Annotated in this window: 12 protein-coding genes; 4 read left to right on the top strand and 8 right to left on the bottom strand. The window is 65.4% G+C overall.

Going from position 1 to position 17,094, the window contains the following annotated elements; all coding sequences use genetic code 11:
• Positions 1–70: 70 nt before the first annotated feature.
• The gene (locus J2X57_RS00965) at positions 71–1,744 is read left to right on the top strand and encodes a methyl-accepting chemotaxis protein (protein WP_309862709.1); all 1,674 of its coding nucleotides are present in this window, start codon (positions 71–73) and stop codon (positions 1,742–1,744) included.
• Between the two features lie 48 nt (positions 1,745–1,792).
• Here the strand turns inward: J2X57_RS00965 and J2X57_RS00970 are convergent, their stop codons facing one another.
• On the bottom strand, positions 1,793–2,122 hold the full coding sequence (locus J2X57_RS00970; RefSeq protein ID WP_309862712.1) for a hypothetical protein: 330 nt from the start codon (positions 2,120–2,122) through the stop codon (positions 1,793–1,795).
• Positions 2,123–2,281: 159 nt separating this feature from the next.
• Between J2X57_RS00970 and J2X57_RS00975 the strand changes: the two genes are divergently transcribed.
• Positions 2,282–3,523, top strand: coding sequence for an HD-GYP domain-containing protein (locus J2X57_RS00975; RefSeq protein WP_043694200.1), 1,242 nt, complete (start codon positions 2,282–2,284; stop codon positions 3,521–3,523).
• Positions 3,524–3,541: 18 nt separating this feature from the next.
• Here the strand turns inward: J2X57_RS00975 and J2X57_RS00980 are convergent, their stop codons facing one another.
• The 6 genes from J2X57_RS00980 to J2X57_RS01005 all read right to left on the bottom strand — a co-directional run bounded on the left by J2X57_RS00980 (position 3,542) and on the right by J2X57_RS01005 (position 11,797).
• Positions 3,542–3,823, bottom strand: coding sequence for a hypothetical protein (locus J2X57_RS00980; protein WP_036112893.1), 282 nt, complete (start codon positions 3,821–3,823; stop codon positions 3,542–3,544).
• Between the two features lie 208 nt (positions 3,824–4,031).
• Complete coding sequence (locus tag J2X57_RS00985) at positions 4,032–5,189, bottom strand: hypothetical protein (protein ID WP_309862717.1); 1,158 nt, start codon at positions 5,187–5,189, stop codon at positions 4,032–4,034.
• Positions 5,190–5,236: 47 nt separating this feature from the next.
• Positions 5,237–7,708 (bottom strand): TonB-dependent receptor, encoded by a 2,472-nt coding sequence (locus J2X57_RS00990; protein WP_309862718.1) that lies wholly within the window; start codon positions 7,706–7,708, stop codon positions 5,237–5,239.
• A gap of 119 nt (positions 7,709–7,827) precedes the next feature.
• Complete coding sequence (locus tag J2X57_RS00995; protein ID WP_309862721.1) at positions 7,828–8,973, bottom strand: FecR domain-containing protein; 1,146 nt, start codon at positions 8,971–8,973, stop codon at positions 7,828–7,830.
• Positions 8,966–9,484, bottom strand: coding sequence for a sigma-70 family RNA polymerase sigma factor (locus tag J2X57_RS01000; RefSeq protein ID WP_308846807.1), 519 nt, complete (start codon positions 9,482–9,484; stop codon positions 8,966–8,968). The genes J2X57_RS00995 and J2X57_RS01000 overlap by 8 nt, the downstream gene beginning before the upstream one ends.
• 102 nt (positions 9,485–9,586) lie before the next feature.
• A complete protein-coding gene (locus J2X57_RS01005; protein ID WP_309862724.1) occupies positions 9,587–11,797 on the bottom strand; it encodes a TonB-dependent siderophore receptor in 2,211 nt (736 codons plus the stop codon).
• Positions 11,798–11,977: 180 nt separating this feature from the next.
• Between J2X57_RS01005 and J2X57_RS01010 the strand changes: the two genes are divergently transcribed.
• Together J2X57_RS01010 and J2X57_RS01015 are read left to right on the top strand one after the other, a co-directional pair.
• The gene (locus J2X57_RS01010; RefSeq protein ID WP_309862727.1) at positions 11,978–15,091 is read left to right on the top strand and encodes a CheR family methyltransferase; all 3,114 of its coding nucleotides are present in this window, start codon (positions 11,978–11,980) and stop codon (positions 15,089–15,091) included.
• A gap of 25 nt (positions 15,092–15,116) precedes the next feature.
• Complete coding sequence (locus tag J2X57_RS01015; protein WP_036112909.1) at positions 15,117–15,506, top strand: response regulator; 390 nt, start codon at positions 15,117–15,119, stop codon at positions 15,504–15,506.
• Positions 15,507–15,543: 37 nt separating this feature from the next.
• On the opposite strand, the gene J2X57_RS01020 is transcribed toward J2X57_RS01015, so the two are convergent.
• Entirely contained in the window at positions 15,544–16,848 is a 1,305-nt protein-coding gene (locus J2X57_RS01020) for a carbohydrate-binding protein (protein ID WP_051943619.1), read from the bottom strand.
• Positions 16,849–17,094: the final 246 nt, after the last annotated feature.

The raw sequence follows: 17,094 nt of genomic DNA on the forward strand, positions 1-17,094 counted from the left end.
TGCATTAAGTAAATTCGGCAGCGGCCGATACTTTTGCAAAGTGTGACGTACGTCACAACGGGGGTGAGGCATGAAGATCGGAATCAGGATCCTGGGTACGGTCGCCGCGTCGGTGGGCATCGCCGTCGTCGTTGGCTTCGTGGGGTTGCGCGGCATTCGTGCGGCGGACCAGGGCGCCCATCGGATTTACGGCGAGGCGCTGGTGCCGATCGCCGAGGTGACGGACGTTCGCCATCACATCGACCAGCAGCGAACGGCGCTGAACCGGTCGCTGCTCACGGATGCGCCGGATGCCTCGGATGTGGCTCATGCCCGGATTCAGGTCCTGCGTGCCGAGGGCGATGAAATGTGGAAGCGTTATTACCCGGACCATGTGGATACCGACCGCGAGCGTGCGGCCGCGGACGCCTTCATCGCCGCGCGGAGTGCCGTGCGGCCGCTGGTCGACGCTCAGCTGGAATTGCTCAAACGCGACCATGCCGCGGCGACGCACAACATGCTCACCGTGGTGGGCCCGTCCTTGCAGAAGGAGACGGATCTCATCGCGCAGCTGGTTACGATCAACCGCGAGCAGGCCAAGGCGACCTACGACGGCATGGTTGCCGATGGAGAGCGCTCGGCGGTCGAGGCGCTGATCGCGCTCGTCGTCGGCGCCGTGGCGATTGCCGTCATCGGCTTCTTCCTCCGCCGCGCGGTGATGCGACCGTTGCTCGAGGCCCGGGCACTGGCTTCGCAGATACGCGATGGCCAGCTCGGCAACCAGCTGACGGTGAGCGGGAACGATGAGCTGAGCGACACCTTGCGCGCGCTTGCCGCGATGGACGAGCAGCTGACGGTGATCGTGCGTCGCGTACGGGAAAACGCCGTGCAGGTGAATGCCGCCGCGCGTGACATGTCCGCCGGTAACGACGATCTTTCCAACCGGACGCAGGAGCAGGCGTCGTCGCTCGAGGAAACCGCGGCGTCCATGGAGGAGATGGCGGCGACGGTGAAGCAGAACGCGGACGCGGCGGGCCATACCCAGCGTCTGGCCGACAAGCTACGCAACGATGCGCAGGCCAGCCACACGATCGCCAGCACGGCGGTCGAGGCGATGGGGCGCATTTCGCAGGCGAGCACCGATATCGGCGAAATGGCCGTGCTGATCGACGAGATCGCTTTTCAGACGAACCTGCTCGCGCTCAATGCCGCGGTGGAAGCGGCGCGTGCGGGTGAACAGGGTCGGGGCTTCACCGTCGTGGCGGCCGAAGTTCGTGCGCTGGCGCAGCGCAGTGCGGCGGCGGCGAAGGATATCCGTCGCCTGATCGCGAGCACGCGTGACGAAGTCGGGCAGGGTAAGGAACTGGTGGAGTCGACCGGACGCTCGTTGGCGGGCATGGTCAGTGACGTGGGCGCCGTATCGGGGCTCGTCGGCGAGATAGCCGCCGCCTCGGTGGAGCAGTCGGCCGGTGTGGACCAGGTCAATCAGGCGGTCTCCGCGCTGGACGAGGTCACCCAGCAGAACGCGGCGCTGGTCGAAGAAGCCAGCGCCGCCAGCCGGGCCACGCTGGAACTGGCCGAGGCGCTGATGCGCGATGTGGCGTTCTTCAGGCTGGGCGATGAAGGGGCCGGAGTGGCACCTGCCGCTGCGGCGGTGAGCCGCCTGCAAGCCGCTCCTGTGACGGAGCCGATGCCGGCGCGCCTGCCCACCCAGCCGCGCTCCGTACCGGTGCGTGTCGAGGAAGCGGTCTGGCAGGAGTTCTGAGTCGGGGCGGGGTGCGTGGTGCGGCGCGGCGTTGCTGCCTGCTCGGGGTCAGCGCGCGAGGCGGGCGCTTTGCGCTGCCGGCTCGCACCAGAGCGCCAGGATGAGCAGACGAACGACGCAGCTGAGCGCCGCCACCGTCAGCAGGGATGTCGCTCCGACCAGCCACAGATCGAAGGCTTCCACCGGGTCGCGTGGGTCGATGGTGGCGGCCAGCGGGGCAATGCATTCGCCGAGCCGCCAGGCGACATAAGCCAGGCCTGGTACCAGCACGGCGGTCACTGCGTTCGCGGCCCGTGAGGAAGCCGGTGCCGCCGCGACGACCATGGTGAGGACGATGCCGATCAGTCCGGCCGATCCAAGAAACAGCAGCTGTGACATCGGGGTCCTGCGAAAGGAAATAGAAAGCTAAGCCGATACTAAGCTTCTCCGGTGACGTTTGGGTGACTTTGGCCGGACCCATGACTTTTGGCCTATTCAGCCGAATTCGCGTCGCGCCGATAGCTTTGCAAATGTGACGGGGGTCACAGAAGGGGCGGGATGACGATCGTGGAGCGTGGTTCGCCGCTCAAGGAAATTCCGATGGGAGACCTGAGGCTGGGCATGTTCGTCCACAAGGTCGGGGTGTCATGGGTGTCGCATCCCTTCTGGCGGACGAAGTTCCTGCTTGAAGCACCGGACGATCTGGCGACGCTCCGCGCGCTCGACGTGCCGACCATCTGGATCGATACCGACCGCGGAATGGACGTTCCGCCGGCAGACGTTCCGGTAGCGGCGGGCGGGTCCGGCGGCGAGGCGGAGAACGATGTCACGCCGGGCGAACACCCCGCCGCGTCACCCGCGGCCGTTTCCGTTCCGGACCCCGTGGCCACCGCAGCCGCCCTGTGCGAACGCGCGCGCGGTGTGGTCGTGCGTATGTTTCAGGACGCGCGGCTGGGACGAGGCATCGATGCCGTGGCCGCGCGCGAGCTGGTCGACGACATGTCGCGTTCGATCGAGGCGCATCCCTCGGCTTTGCTGAGCCTCGTCCGCCTCAAGACCGCGGACGATTACACCTATATGCACTCCGTCGCCGTGGCTGCGCTCATGCTGAGCTTCGCCCGGCACCTGGGTCTGGATGCCCTGCGCGTGCGCGCGGCTGGCATGGCGGGGATGCTGCATGACGTCGGCAAGTCGCAGGTACCCCTCGAGGTGCTGAATAAGCCGATGGAACTCAGCGTCACCGAGACGAATCAGGTCCGCAAGCATCCGCAGATGGGCCACCGCCTGCTGGTCAGCCGGGGCGGTGTCGATAACGAGGCGGTGGATGCATGCCTGCACCACCATGAGAAATTCGACGGCACCGGCTACCCGCACGGGCTGGTCGGTGAACAGATCACACGGCTGGCGCGCATGACCGCCATCTGCGACGTGTACGACGCGATCACTTCGGATCGCCCGTACAAGAAAGGCTGGGACCCGGCGCATGCGGTTCAGCGCATGGCGAGCTGGCGCGGCCACTTCGACCCCCGCCTGTTCCGCGCCTTCGTCCGCACGGTCGGCGTCTACCCCACCGGTGCCCTTGTCCGCCTCGAGTCGGGCAGGCTGGCCGTGGTGCTCGACGGCTCGCGCGACTCGCTCACCCAGCCGCTGGTCCGGGTGTTCTATTCCATCGTGGAAGGACGCCGGGTCGACCCGTTCGTCCTCGACCTTGCTACACCCGGCTGCGAGGATCGTGTCGCGGCCAAGGAGGCACGAGGTGAGTGGTCGGAAGCGGAGCTGGCGAAGCTGGCCTTGCCCTGACGGGCGCCCTGGCCGATCTCAGCCCTCGCCGAAGGCCCGGTCGATCTCGGTGGATACGTTCACCATGGCGGCGCCGTAGCCTGGGAGCGGCTCGGAACCGGGCGGCCCGAGCAGGCGGGTGAGGGCGTGCGCGGCTTCGGCGATGCCGTCGAGTCCTTCGGGCGCCGCGAGCGAGGCGATGCGACGTGCACGAAAACGGCTAACGTCGAGATTGCCCGATACGGCGGCCTCGTTCATCTCCACGGCGTCGAAGATGATCTCGCCCATCGTGAACGTGTCGGCTTCCTGATTTTGCTGCATCTTCCTTTTCTCCCCGATGGTCGGCCCAGAGCATAGCTCCGCTGACGTGGCGACGGTGTCGACGCCCTCCCGCACGAGTGCGGCGCATGGCCGATCTGTGACGATGTTCGCATCGTACGATCAGAAGGCTGAAGGTGCATCGGTTTCTGCCGAAACCGTCCGGGTGGCAGACCGACGTAGACCGGGGCTCTGAATGCGTGCGGAGCGCCTACTGGGCATGCATGGCGGGGAGGGCGCCTTCGACCCGGCTCCGGTCGATGCCGCGCTTCGCGATCGCGGCGAACTCGTCCACCGTGCATTCGCCCGGATGGCTGCACCCGGCCACGTGAACCGGCCTGCGACGCATGGCATCGAAGCGCCCCTCGCGTAGCTGTTCCATGGACGGCATCAGGGTGTCGATGCGGATCAGGCGTTTGCCATCGCGCTCGACCAGCGCCATGAGCAGCGCACCGCCCGGGGGGTAATCGTCCGGACGCGATGTATCGTGCCAGTCCAGGCCCAGGACCCCCGCCACGTTCGCAAGATTGGTGTCGTGTCCGACGAGCACCACGACGCCCTGGTGCGACGGGGTCAGGGATGCGACGTCCGTCGTGACGCCATTGGCCGCATCCAGCGTGGCAACGATATGCGCAACCAGGTTGGAGGCCGCAAGCGACGCGGCGGGCATGGCCTTCTTCGTTACGGCGAACTGGTCGTTATGCAGCGTGATGATCCGGCCAAGCCGCGTGACGCCGCCGCGGCCGAAAGCGACCGTATCCAGCGTCATGCCTTCGACATAGGCGAGCATCAGGTTCTCGCTGAGTGTGCCAGCGAGTTTCATGGCCTTCGGCAGCGCATCCGGTGTGGACAAGAGGAGCTTCTTTCCGTCGCGTCGGGCGATGTCGGCACACGTAGCGCTTTCGCAGCCCAGCAGCACGGACTGCAGTTCATCCAGTGCAGGGGGCGTTGAACCGAGGGTTGCCGGTGCCGCGTCGTCGTCATCGTCCTTGCGGTAGTGGAACAGCGGGTTGTTGGTCGCGCCGTCCATGGCAAGGTACGTCGTGCCGCAGCCCGGCGTCAGCCCTTCACGCAGGGCCACGCTGCTCTCGCGATTGCGTGGCGTGCTGTCGCCGATGAGGACCAGCGAGGATCCCGTGGGGCATGACTTCGACATGGCACCGTCGGCGACCAGTTCCTGGCGAAGGCGCGAGCCGATGGCCCGCATGCCCTCATGACCGTGCGCCGTGAGCATGCCCGGTGCCACGGGCCAGTCGGGCCAGCTGGCGTTCGCATAATCGACGTAGTTGGCGTTGGGTTTGGTCGGCGAGCGGATGCCGTGGCGCAGTAGCACGATCTCGACCTGCACGTGATCTTTCGCATGCGCCATGGGCGCCGCAAGCACCGCCGCAGCGAGGAGTAGGGCGAGCGCGGCCCTCACAGCTTCACCGACAGGTCGAGAAAGATACCGCGACCGGGCAGCCCGAAGTAGAGCGGATCGCCACTGACCGACTGCGTGCCGGCATAGCCGGTGTACTTGTGCACGTTGAACAGGTTGTTGACGTCGATGCTCACGGAAAAGCCCTTGGTTCCGGCGGGGCCTTTGTCCGTGCGGTAGCCGGCGGCGGCGTCGACGCTCATGTAGCCGGCGATGCGCTGATCGTTATGGAACGCCAGGTTGCCATCGTCGTCGGACGTATTGTCCAGACCGTACTGGTGGCCGAGGAACTTGCCCATCAGCGAACCGAAGTACCCGTTGCTTCCGCTGTAGAGCAAACCCAGCGCGGCCGTGACCTTCGGTGTGCCGGCGACCTGCACGCTGCTGTTCTTGTACGTGGCCTTGTTGTAGCTGGCATTGCCGTAGAGGCTCAGCGTGCGCGTCAGCGCCCAGGTCCCTTCGACTTCCGCACCCTTGTAGATGGCGCCGCCACCGTTGACGTACGTGCTCTCGTTGCCGTTGTCGGTGGCGACCTGGGTCTCGGTGATGTAGTTGGAAAAGTCGATGTAGTAGACATCGGCGCCGAAGGTCAGCTGGCGTGACGCGAAGGCCGTGCCCAGCTGGTAGTTCTTCGTGGTTTCCGGGCTGAGGCCGTGTGAGCCGTTGACCTGGATGACGTCGATGGGCGGTGCGAGGAAGCCCTTGGCGGCCTGCAGATACGCGCTCCACTCATCGCTCAGGCGGTCGTGCACGCTGATCGAGGGCAGGGTAGCGTGATAGGTCGCTTCCGCATCGAGCGGCACCGGCGGGGATACCTTATTCAGCGGTGCGTCGATGCTGCGGGTGACTTCCGAGTAGCGCACGCCCGGACTCACGGTGATGCTGTCCGTGGCCTTCCAGTCGTACTGGAGATAAGGCTGCAGCGTGTCGGTGCGGTCGCTCAGCTCGTAGTTCTGGACCGGGCCGTACTTCGTGCCGGTCTTCTCGCCGGTGGTCAGGTCGAGCGGATACTGGTACCGCGCATCGAGGTTTCGTTCGAGCCAGACACCCGTCTGCAGCGTGCCGGGACCGAGGTCGCGGCCAAGGCGAAGCACGTTACCGAACGCATGAAAGCCGGAGTCGGACAACTTGCCCGGCACGTCGTCCGCCACGGTGCGCACCTTCTTGCCGGCCGCATTGTAAAACGTCACGCCACTGTCGGCAGGGTCGATGTCCGACGCATCGCTGGCCTTGCGCGCCCAGTGGTCGAAGCTGTTGTAGTAGAGCTTGTCGTCGACGGTCCAGTCACCGACCTGGCTGGTGAGACCCAGATAAGTGAAGCTGGAGTAGTAGGCGGCGTTGTTCGCACCGGCGAAGTTCTGCAAGGTCGGATCGTTGCCGAGCCCGAAACGCCAGCCGTAGCGGTCGATTTCATCCTTGGTCGCGCCCTGCACGGTGTTCTGGTGTTCGCGGTTGTAACTGGTGACGAACGTGAGTTCGGTGGTGGTACCGAGCTGCGTGATCGTCTTCAGGAAGATGTGCTCACGGCGATCGTCGGTACCTTTGAGGTAGGTATCGCTGGATTCCTTGGAGATGTCGGCGAACACGCGCGTGTTGCCGAGGGTTTCGTCGGCGGTGACGCCGCCGGCCCGCGTGTCCCAGCTGCCCAGCGTGAGGTAGGGCGTGATGCCCGGCTCGTCGGACGGATCGCGCGAGCGCAGTGCGATGGTGCCGCCGAAGGTGGCGTTACCGATGGTGCTGCCGCCACCCGGGCCACGGTCGATCTCCGCCTGGCCGAGCACATGATTGTTGAAGTAAGCCGAGGTCGTGTGGTGCAGGTCGCTGGCGTCGCCGAAGGGAATGCCGTCGAAGGTGATGTTGAACTGGCCATCCTGGAATCCACGCAGGCTGATCCCTTCGTTCTTGCCCAGGCCCGGACCCTCGGGTGAGGTCACGGTGATGCTGGGTGCGTACTTGATGATGTCGTCGAAGTTGGCATTGAAGCGCAGGCCGTCGCGGATGAAACGCTCGTCGATCACTGAGGTCGGCTGGGTGGCGTCGAGCGGCGCGGCGCTGGGTGCCAGCGTGTCCACCGCGTTGGCTGATACGCTGACCGGCGCGAGGTTCTTCGCGTCGTCATGGGTGTCGATGGCGCGCAGTTCCCTCGCCGGCGCCGGGCCGGCCCCGACGTTTCCCGGCACGATCTTCACCGTCGTCGGGGTAACGAAGCGGTAGGTCAGGTGCGTACCGCGGAGCAGGGTGGCCAGCTGCTTTTCGGCGGTAACGCCGCCCGGAGCGGCGGTGCTGCGCGCGTCGTCCGGCACGCTGGTGTCATAGACCACCTGCCAGCCCGAATCCTGCGCAAAGCGATCCAGTGCCTGCGACAGCGGCATGGCGGCGATCGGTGTCGTGCTCACCGTGGCGGCGCGGAGCGTGGGCGAGGCGGTGGCCGCGAGGGCGAGGGCGATACAGAGCGCGAGCGAATGACGCATGGGAACGCTTTCCTTTGAGGGGTAGAAGCATGGCAACGTGTGGTGCCGACCCCATCAAAGAGTCCGTTCGCGGGCCATCGGGTACCGCCGATTCGATGAATTTTTTCTTACAGCGTCGTTTAGCGTTTCGCCGAAACGAACCGGATGCGTCCTGGTTCGCGGATCACGCGGACGTTCGGCAGGCTGCCGAGGTAGCTGACAAAGGCTTCGACGTCGCTCGCGTGGAAGACGCCGCTGATACGTTTGTCCGCCAGGTCGGGGTCGTCGATGGTCAGCGGTGCCTGCGTATACGCGTTGAAGCGCCGGGCCACGTCGGCCACGCTGCTACCGTGGAAGGCGATCTCCGCCGGCAGCCAGGGGGCGACCGTGGCAGTGGCGTGATTGGCGTGACCCAGCAGACGCCCGTCCATGGCGACGCGTGCGTCTTCGCCCGCGCCGAGCGCGACGATAAGATCGGTCGACCATGCGGAGCCGGTGACGCGCTGGCTCGCGCGATCCAGCCATGCCACGGGGCGCTGCGATACGGTCACGCGTCCGCTGACCACGCTGACGTCGGTCTCGCCGTCGCGAAGACCGACGTTGAAGACCGTGCCGATGTCGTCGATCCGCTGGCCACCCGCCATCACGGACAGTGGGCGCGCGGGATCCTTGCCTATGTCGAAACTGGCATGGCCGGCGATCAGCGTGATGCGGCGTGCATGAAGATCGAAGGCAACGTCCACCATGGCGCCCGGTGCAAGCTGGAGCCATGTGCCGTCATCGAGTGCAACGCTGCGGACGGCGGCAGCGTCCGCCGCATAGCGCACTGCCGGGGTTTCCCGGGCCGGCCATGCGCCGATGAGTCCGATGGACACGGCGATCGCGACGCTTGCGGCTATCGCGAGGCGTCGGACGGTGCGGGCCCGCTGACGCTCATGGCGGTGGGCTGTTGCGGGTTCGGCTGCGGCGGATGGTCGCTGCCCATCCTGCGGTGCCGCGACCCTGGACGCCTGGCCGCCACGAACGAACGGCAGCACCGACGGTTCGCTGTCGGCCAGTGCGCGCAGTTCGTCGAGCGTAGCGATCTCGGCCAGCGTCGCTGCGCGCATTTCACCGTGCAACTGAGCGATGGCGAGGTATTCGGCCACATGCTGGGGCGACCGGCGCAGCCAGTCGAGAAAGCGCTGGCGGGTGCCCGCGTCGACCTCCTCACGCATGTCGAGGTGCCAGGCCGCGGCTTCTTCGGTCGTGCGTCGCGATACGCGCGTCGTCCGTGCTTCATTCATAGCGCAGCATCCCTTGCCGGCACGTAGCCAGTCCCTTGACGATGTATTTCTTGACCATGTTGGTGGAGATCGACAACTGCTCCGCGATCTCGCGGTAGGACAGGTCATCGCGGTAATGCATGACCAGGACGGCGCGACATTTCGGCGAAAGCCGTCCGATCAGTGTCGCCAGTCGTTCACGGCGCAACGCGCGATCGACGTCGGCGCCCGCGTCGCATGGCGTGGCGAGGCGTTCGATAACGTCTTCGAGCCCTTCACTGCTGATCGGCGCGCGCTGTTTCATCTGCGCGTGTTCCTTGACCAGGTTGGCGGCGACGGTGAACAGATAGGCTTCGGGGTTGCGGACGTCCGAAGCATCGCCCTGACCATTGCGCAGCAGGCGCAGGTAGACCTCCTGCACGAGGTCTTGCGCATCCCAGCGATGGGAGACGCGGCGGCGGAAGTAATTGGCGAGGGTGGGACCCTTGTCGACCAACAAGCGCGCCCAACTCGACGGCGTCTCGTGGCTCAAGGTCGCTCCCGGTTCGTGTGACGAGCCTAGGAGGCGTTTGTGGCAGCGGTGTTACGGCGCAGGGCCGGCTTCTGTAGGAGCCAGCCCCGCTGGCGATGCTCTTTACAGGTCGAACGAAGCCGACACCATGAACGTACGCGGCGTTCCCTGGCTCAGGTAACCGCCGTTGGCACTGGCCCAGTACCCCTTGTTGGCGACGTTGCGCACCGTCAGGCGGAACGTGACGGGTACGCCCTCGAGGTGAGCCGTCGTGCGTGCACCCACGTCATACGTCGTCCATGCCGGGAGCCTGAGCGAGTTGGCGGCATCCAGATACTGCTTGCCCGTACGGACGGCGCGCGCGCTCAGCGAAATGTCCGGGGTGTTCGGAATGTCCCACTCGGCACCCAGGTTCGCCTGGAAGCGCGGCGTGCCGATGGAGTCCTTGCCTTCGTTGACCCCGTCCTGCGTGTCGGTCTGCTCAGGCTGGATATAGTTGGCGCCGCCCAGCAGGCGCAGGCCCTTGACCGGCTCACCGAAGAAGCTCCATTCGACGCCGCGGTTGCGCTGCTCGCCGTTGACCACGTAGGTGATCGTCGAGGGATCGACATACGCGTTGGGCTGCTTGATCTGGAACAGCGACAGCGTGCTGCCGAATTCGCCGGCGTCCCACTTCACGCCGACCTCGTTCTGCTTCGACTTGTACGGTGCGAACACCTGGCCGGCATTCGTCACCGGCAGGCTACCGTACGTATCCGGCGCCTGGCCACCCTGGGTCAGCGCTTCGATGTGGTTGGCGTAGATCGACCACTGGTCGGCGAGACGGAAATTGACGCCGACAATCGGGCTGTTGGCGAACTGGCTGTACTCCGAGTTCTTCACCTCGGTGCCATAGTCGTAGCCGAGTACTTCGAGCTTCTGGCGTCGGGCGCCGAGGGTCACCTGCAGGCGGTCGTCCATGAAGCCGAGGGTGTCGGACACCGCCACGCTGCGAAGGATCGTACGCCCCGTGATGCCCGGATCGGCAATAGGACCGATGTCGTAGTCGAACGCCGGAACCGGCACGTAGGTCGGCGAGTAGATGTTGGTCTGGATGGGCGTCAGCGAGCCGGCGTACGCCGCCTTCTTGCGGAAATTGAGTGCCGAGAAACTCACGTTGACGCGCTGGCTCACGTCGCCGTCGAATTTGGCGTTCAGACCCGCTTCGCCGGTGGCGGTGTCCGCGATATAGGGCACGGTGAAGCGCGTCTCGGTGGCGCTGCCGCTGCCGTTGAGCAGCGTCGGGCTCACGTAGTCGCCATACTCGTTACCGTGATGGACACCGGCGGCCACGTAACCGGTCAGCCAGTCGGTGAAGTCATATTCGGCACGAACCACGCCGAAGGTATCTTCCAGCGACGAGTTGGACCACGGCTGGGCATAGTTGGTCTTCGCCGAAGGCGCGCGCGGCACATAGGTCAGGCCGCCGTTGTAGACGACCGCACGGCCACCCGTAATGTCCTGCTTCTGATAACCGAGATCGGTCGTGATGCGCAGGTTCTCGCCCTGGAAGTCGAACGCGACGCCGAGCGCGGTAACGCGACGCTTTTCGCCATCGATGGCGTCGCCACCCTCGCGGTGGACGGCGTTCACGCGGATACCGAATTCCTTGCCGGCGCCGAACCGACGGCCGATATCGACGCTCTCGCCGATCTGGCTGTCGCTGCCCCAGTCCATGCCGATGCGTGTGATGGGCTCGGCCTCGGCGCGCTTGGGCGCGATGTTGATATTGCCCCCGACGGCCGTGCCGCCCGGGCTGATGCCGTTGAGAAAGGCGCTGGCACCCTTGAACACCTCGACGCGGTTGACCAGCTCCGGCGCCAGGAGCTGGCGTGGCAGGAGACCGTAGAGACCGTCGAAGCCGATGTCGTCGCTGGCGACCTGGAAACCGCGGATCACGAAGGTCTGCGAGAAATTGCCGTAGCCGAAACCGGTCCGGACCGACGGGTCGTTCGAGACCACGTCACCCAGCGAGCGGGCCTGCTGATTGCGGATCAGCGTGTCCGTATAGCTGGTCATGCTGAAAGGCACGTTCATCATGTCCTGGTTACCCAGCACGCCGAAGCGGCCGCCCTGGGCAACCTGCCCACCCGCGTAGGCCGCCGTAGGCGCGACGACATTCGCCGCTACCTGCATGCCGGACAGGGTGGTGACGTTGTCCGTGTGCTTGTTCTGATCGTCCGGCGCGGATGCATCGGCCGCGTGTGCGGCACCGGTGACGAGAAGCGCACCGATCAGAGAGGCGCGGATGGACACGGCGAGGCGGCGACGCGCCTGGAAGGAGGTGGCAAGCATGGTGGTCCCGAGGGCGAAAGTCGCCCGACTAGAAGCGAATGGAAATGCGAATCGATCTTATTATGATCGATCCGTGAATCCGCCGCCAGTGGCGGGACGCGGCGGCCATTTGACTTCCGGGGCGGTGCGCATGAGCATGGGCATGCCTTCTTGATGCCGGGCGCCAGGATGAGGGACGCCATGAGCCTTGAAGACACCTTTCTCGTCGTGGGTATCGGCGCTTCCGCCGGTGGCATCGAAGCCCTGCAAGGTTTTTTCCAGGGCGTACCGGATGAACTGGACGCCGCCTTCGTCGTCGCGACCCACCTGAACCCCGAACGCGAGAGCCTGCTGCACGAGGTACTGGCGCGCTTCACCTCCCGGCCCGTCTCGGTCGCTGTCCATGATTCGCCTGTGGAATCGGGGCATGTCTACGTACTGCCCGAAGGAGCCACCCTGACCACCGCCCAGGGGCGCCTCGTGCTCACTGCGACCGTGGGTCGCGGCGAGGTCAAGCCTGTCGATCTGCTCCTGGCGTCGCTGGCCACGGACTTCGCCGAGCGGTCCGTCGGCGTGGTTCTTTCCGGAGGCGATGGAGACGGGACGCTGGGGGTCAAGGCGATCAAGGAGCAAGGCGGTATCACCATGGCCCAGGCGCCCGATGGCTTCGGCCCGCGCCATCCCAGCATGCCGGACACGGCGATCTCCACGGGTTTCATCGACTTCGCCTTGCCCGCCGAGCGTATGGGGGCGCGCCTGCTCGACATGATGCACGCGGCGGATGCCCTCGAGCGGACCGGCATCGCATCCAGGGAGGCGGAGCAGTCCCGCGCCGACCTGCTGGGCCACATCTACAAGTTGCTGCGTGGCCAGCTTGGACACGACTTCAGCGGATACAAGACGAAAACCTTCGTCAGGCGCGTGGAGCGACGCATGCAGGTACACGACATGCGCTCGATGGATGAGTATCTGGCGCTGCTTCGCACGGACGCGCAGGAGGTGCACGCGTTGTTCCGCGACCTGCTGATCAGCGTGACCAGCTTCTTCCGGGACGCCGCCGCTTTCGACGCGCTGGCGGCCAGCGTGATACCCCGGCTCTTCGAGCACAAGGGAGCCGACGATGTCGTACGCCTCTGGGTGCCCGGCTGTGCCACGGGTGAAGAGGTTTACTCCATCGCCATCGTGGTACGCGAATACATGGATGCGTTGAGCGCGCCGCCGAAAGTCCAGTTGTTCGCCACCGACATCGATGACAGCGCGCTTTCCGTGGCCCGCGCGGCTCGCTATCCGGAAGCACTGATGACATCCGTGTCCGCTGAGCGCCGCGAGCGATTCTTCACCGCCGACGGGGACGCATACGTGGTGGCCAGGGAAGTGCGCGACCTGTGCATCTTCTCCCCGCACAGCCTGATCCGCGATCCGCCGTTTTCCCGCATCGACCTCGTGTCCTGCCGCAATCTGCTGATTTATTTCGGCGCGGATGTGCAGAGCCAGGTGATTCCGATCTTTCATTACGCCCTTCGTCCGGGCGGTTTCCTGTTTCTGGGCTCCGCTGAAAATGTCAGTCTGTTTGACGATCTGTTCGAATCCCTGGAGAAGCGCCATCGTATCTTCCGTCGCCGTTCCGACAGCACTCGCAATCTGCGCCTTCCGGTGGGTCCCGCGCGGGGTACCGGCGGGTACGCCGCCGTGATGTCCCCACGCCGTACCGACGTGCCGGGAACCGGTCTTCGCCAGCTGGTGGATCAGCAGGTGCTGGATCGCTTCGCGCCTGCGCACGTCGTCGCCAACCGCGATGGCGACGTTGTCTATTACTCCTCGCGTACGGGCAAGTATCTCGAGCCGCCCGCAGGCGCGCCGACCCGTCACCTTATGACCATGGCGCGGAAGGATATCCGGCTCGATCTGCGAACCTGCTTCCGTGCCTGCGTCGAGAGCGGCCGTGCCAGCAGCCGCGAAGGCGTCATGGTGGAACTCGAAGACGGGCGCATCCAGGTCCTCACGCTGCACGTCGAGGCCCTTCAGGGCGGAGACGCCGCCGATTCGCTATACATCGTCCTGTTTGTCGATCAGGGAGTGGTCCAGAGTCGCGGCGATGCGATCGATCACCTCGGTCGTGGCAGCGCCGACGGTTCGCAGGTGGAACACGAACTGCGCGAGACGCGCGATCGCCTGCAGTCGATGGTAGAGGAGTACGAGACCTCGCTCGAGGAACTCAAAGCGTCCAACGAAGAACTCGTCTCGGTCAACGAAGAACTCCAGTCCACCAACGAGGAGCTCGAAGCATCCAAGGAGGAACTGCAGTCCGTCAACGAGGAACTGCACACCGTCAATGGCGAGCTTCACGGCAAGATCGACGCGCTCGACCGGGCCAACAGCGACCTGATCAACCTGTTCGACAGCACGAACGTGGCGACGGTGTTCCTGGATCGCGGTCTCGTCATACGCTCCTACACACCGGCTGTCGCAACGGTCTTCAATATCCGGGGCAGCGACCGCGGCAGGCCTATCACGGATCTGTCCACGCAGCTGCTGATTCCCACCCTGCCGGAGGACATCGACAAGGTCTTCCGGTACCACGCGCCGATCGAGCGGCGCACCACCAGCGAGGACGGGCGGCGGCACTACCTCCTTCGTGTCGCCCCTTATCAGGCTTCCGATGCGCAGGTGGACGGCGTCGTGGTGACGTTTCTGGACATCACGAGCCTGACCCGCTCGGAAGCGCGACAGAGGATGCTCATCGCCGAGTTGCAGCATCGGACGCGCAATCTGCTGACCATCGTGGAGAGCATCGTCCGACGCACCGTCAAAGGTTCGCAGGGCCTCGACGAACTCAGCGTCCGTCTCGGTGCGCTCAGCCGTGTGCAGGGTCTGGTGGGAAGCCAGTCCGGTGAGTCGATCGACCTGAGCGATATGCTTCGGCTGGAACTGGAGGCTCACCCGGTGCCCGCCGGCAAGGTCTCCATCGAGGGTCCCGCCGTGCCGCTCAGCTATGACGTGGCGCAGACACTGTGCATGGCGCTGCACGAGCTGACAACGAACGCGGTGAAGTACGGTGCATTGCGGAACGACGGTCGTGGCACCCTCGCCGTGACCTGGCGCCTCATCGGCGAGAGCGAGGAAACGCTGTCGTTGACGTGGAAGGAAAGTGGCGTGGCGATCGCGAATCGCGAGGTCGGAAAGGGTTTCGGACGGGAACTGATCGAGCAGGCGCTCGCGTTCTCGTTACGTGCCAGGCCCTCCTGGCAACTGGAGGAAGACGGTGTCCGCTACGTTCTCGACATGCCGATGAACAATCGCGGCGTCCATTACTGATCGGCGAGGGGGGGGGGCGAAGACCATGGGTATGGAACTGACCGGCAAGGCGGTCATGGTGATCGAGGACGACTACGTCATCGCGCAGTCGCTCGTCGTTCTCCTTCGATCGGCAGGTGCCAACGCCATCGGACCGTTCGGATGGCTCGATGAAGCGATCCGGCATGCCGCATCGGACGCCTACATCGACGCGGCGCTGGTCGATGTAAACCTGCACGGCGAGTATTCCTATCCCGCCGTCGATGCCCTCCTGGCTCGTGGAGCGCACGTCGTGTTCATGACCGGCTATGCGCGCGACAGCATCAAGCCGGCCTACAGCAGCTGCACGATCTGCACCAAGCCTTTCAGGCGCGCCGACGTGGTCGAGGCGTTGCTGTCCGTCCCCGGCCGCCAGCGCCCGGCACACGTATCGTAAAGCCGCCCCCGGACACGGCCGGGGGCGGCGTATCGCGTCAGCGACCGAGGTCGCTCAGGAACCGCCTGGTGTACTGCAAGGCACTGGTGCCCGACACCGAGTTGCACGTCGGCGAGGCAAAGCCGCCGTTGTTGCCGTTGGTGCATGGCGTGTCGCGGTCGAGCGACCAGAAGTGCACGCCGGCCAGCTTGTTGGTCGCGGCGTACGCCGTCACCTCGTCGATGTCCTGAAGGGTGAAGGTCTCGCTCGACACGTCGTTGACACCGATCATCGGCGTGAGCTCGATCTTCGTCAGCGGAATGCCGTAGGTGTGCTGCAGGTTCTTCGCCGCCTGGATGGCCGACTGACCCATGTCGCAGCTACCGCCGCTGACCACGCAGATACCGGCACCGGCGGCACCGTAATCCATCGTCATGAGGTTGATGGTGTAGTTCTGCAGGCCGGATGCGAGCACGGCACGGACCACCGTGTCACCGGTGCTGTTCAGGCCGCCGTAGCTGCCGTCCGAAGCGGCCAGGGTGGCCAGCGTGAACGAGAAGCGCAGGTTCGGATACAGGCCCGCGGCATACTTGGCATTGGCGATCAGCGCGTTGAGCTGCGCGGGCGTCTGGCCGGCCTCGATGTCGAAGTCGATGCCGACGAGGTGCGATGAGTTGTACGTCTGGATGAACTTGGCCATGCCCGCGGTGCTGCCGCAGGTAAACGTTCCCGCCTGACCGCCGGTGGAGACGACGTAATTCACGCCTGCACTGTTGAGCCGCGCGATGTTCGCGCTGGCAAATGCCGCGGCGGGAACGCCGCCCCAGTTCTCGCTGCCGCATTCGCCGGTCGCGAAGGCGAGGGTGATCGCACCGATGTTCGGTACCTGCGTCGAAACCAGGCTGCCGCTGCCGACGACCGGAATCCGCGTTCCGGTGACCAGCGTCGACATGATGTTGGTGTTCCAGTCGAGGTTGATCGTGATGTCCTTGTAAGGACTGAACAGCAGGTCGCCCGCCGCGGGCGGCGGGTTGGTCGGCGGATCGCCGCCCGGATTGCCCGGGTCGGTGGGCGGCGTGGTGGTGCCGCCGTCGCAGGCGCCCTGCGAGGTCCACGGCTGACCGGAACCGGCACCGCCGCTGTTCGTGGCGGGATCGTTGCCCTGGGTCCACCAGTTGGCGACGTAGTTGGTGCCGTTCTTGCTGGCCACATTGCCACCGGTATAAACCGTGCCCGCCTGCCAGGCGGCGGCGCATGCGGTGGCCGCGTGCGCGGCATTCACAGGGACGACCGAGGAAAGAGCGAGCGCGATGGCGAGGGCGAGACTGCCTGTACATCCGCCCAGTACCGCACGAGACCGCATAGCTGATGCTTTCGGGAACATGGAGCGCCTCCGGATCGAGTGGTGCTTGAAAGGGAAGGGGCGCGCGCGACCACGGCGGATTGCCGGCGTCCACGTCCCCTGACCGCGTCCTTGCGCGATACGACCAACCACGATTGAGCGCTTACGGTTTAGTCCCGAATGACAACGTTGTCTATTTGAAATGTGACGAAATGTGACGGGCGCCATGAAAGCCGCAGCGCCCGTTTTGCGGCATCGCAGGGTATT

The organism is Luteibacter sp. 1214, from assembly GCF_031455395.1.
In the GTDB taxonomy this organism is placed as follows: domain Bacteria; phylum Pseudomonadota; class Gammaproteobacteria; order Xanthomonadales; family Rhodanobacteraceae; genus Luteibacter; species Luteibacter mycovicinus.

Excerpts from the sequence above, each read along its gene's own strand:
- J2X57_RS00965 (WP_309862709.1), top strand. The coding sequence starts at position 71 with ATGAAGATCGGAATCAGGATCCTGGGTACGGTCGCCGCGTCGGTGGGC.
- J2X57_RS00970 (WP_309862712.1), bottom strand. The coding sequence starts at position 2,122 with ATGTCACAGCTGCTGTTTCTTGGATCGGCCGGACTGATCGGCATCGTC.
- J2X57_RS00975 (WP_043694200.1), top strand. The coding sequence starts at position 2,282 with ATGACGATCGTGGAGCGTGGTTCGCCGCTCAAGGAAATTCCGATGGGA.
- J2X57_RS00980 (WP_036112893.1), bottom strand. The coding sequence starts at position 3,823 with ATGCAGCAAAATCAGGAAGCCGACACGTTCACGATGGGCGAGATCATC.
- J2X57_RS00985 (WP_309862717.1), bottom strand. The coding sequence starts at position 5,189 with ATGGCGCATGCGAAAGATCACGTGCAGGTCGAGATCGTGCTACTGCGC.
- J2X57_RS00990 (WP_309862718.1), bottom strand. The coding sequence starts at position 7,708 with ATGCGTCATTCGCTCGCGCTCTGTATCGCCCTCGCCCTCGCGGCCACC.
- J2X57_RS00995 (WP_309862721.1), bottom strand. The coding sequence starts at position 8,973 with ATGAATGAAGCACGGACGACGCGCGTATCGCGACGCACGACCGAAGAA.
- J2X57_RS01005 (WP_309862724.1), bottom strand. The coding sequence starts at position 11,797 with ATGCTTGCCACCTCCTTCCAGGCGCGTCGCCGCCTCGCCGTGTCCATC.
- J2X57_RS01010 (WP_309862727.1), top strand. The coding sequence starts at position 11,978 with ATGAGCCTTGAAGACACCTTTCTCGTCGTGGGTATCGGCGCTTCCGCC.
- J2X57_RS01015 (WP_036112909.1), top strand. The coding sequence starts at position 15,117 with ATGGGTATGGAACTGACCGGCAAGGCGGTCATGGTGATCGAGGACGAC.
- J2X57_RS01020 (WP_051943619.1), bottom strand. The coding sequence starts at position 16,848 with ATGCGGTCTCGTGCGGTACTGGGCGGATGTACAGGCAGTCTCGCCCTC.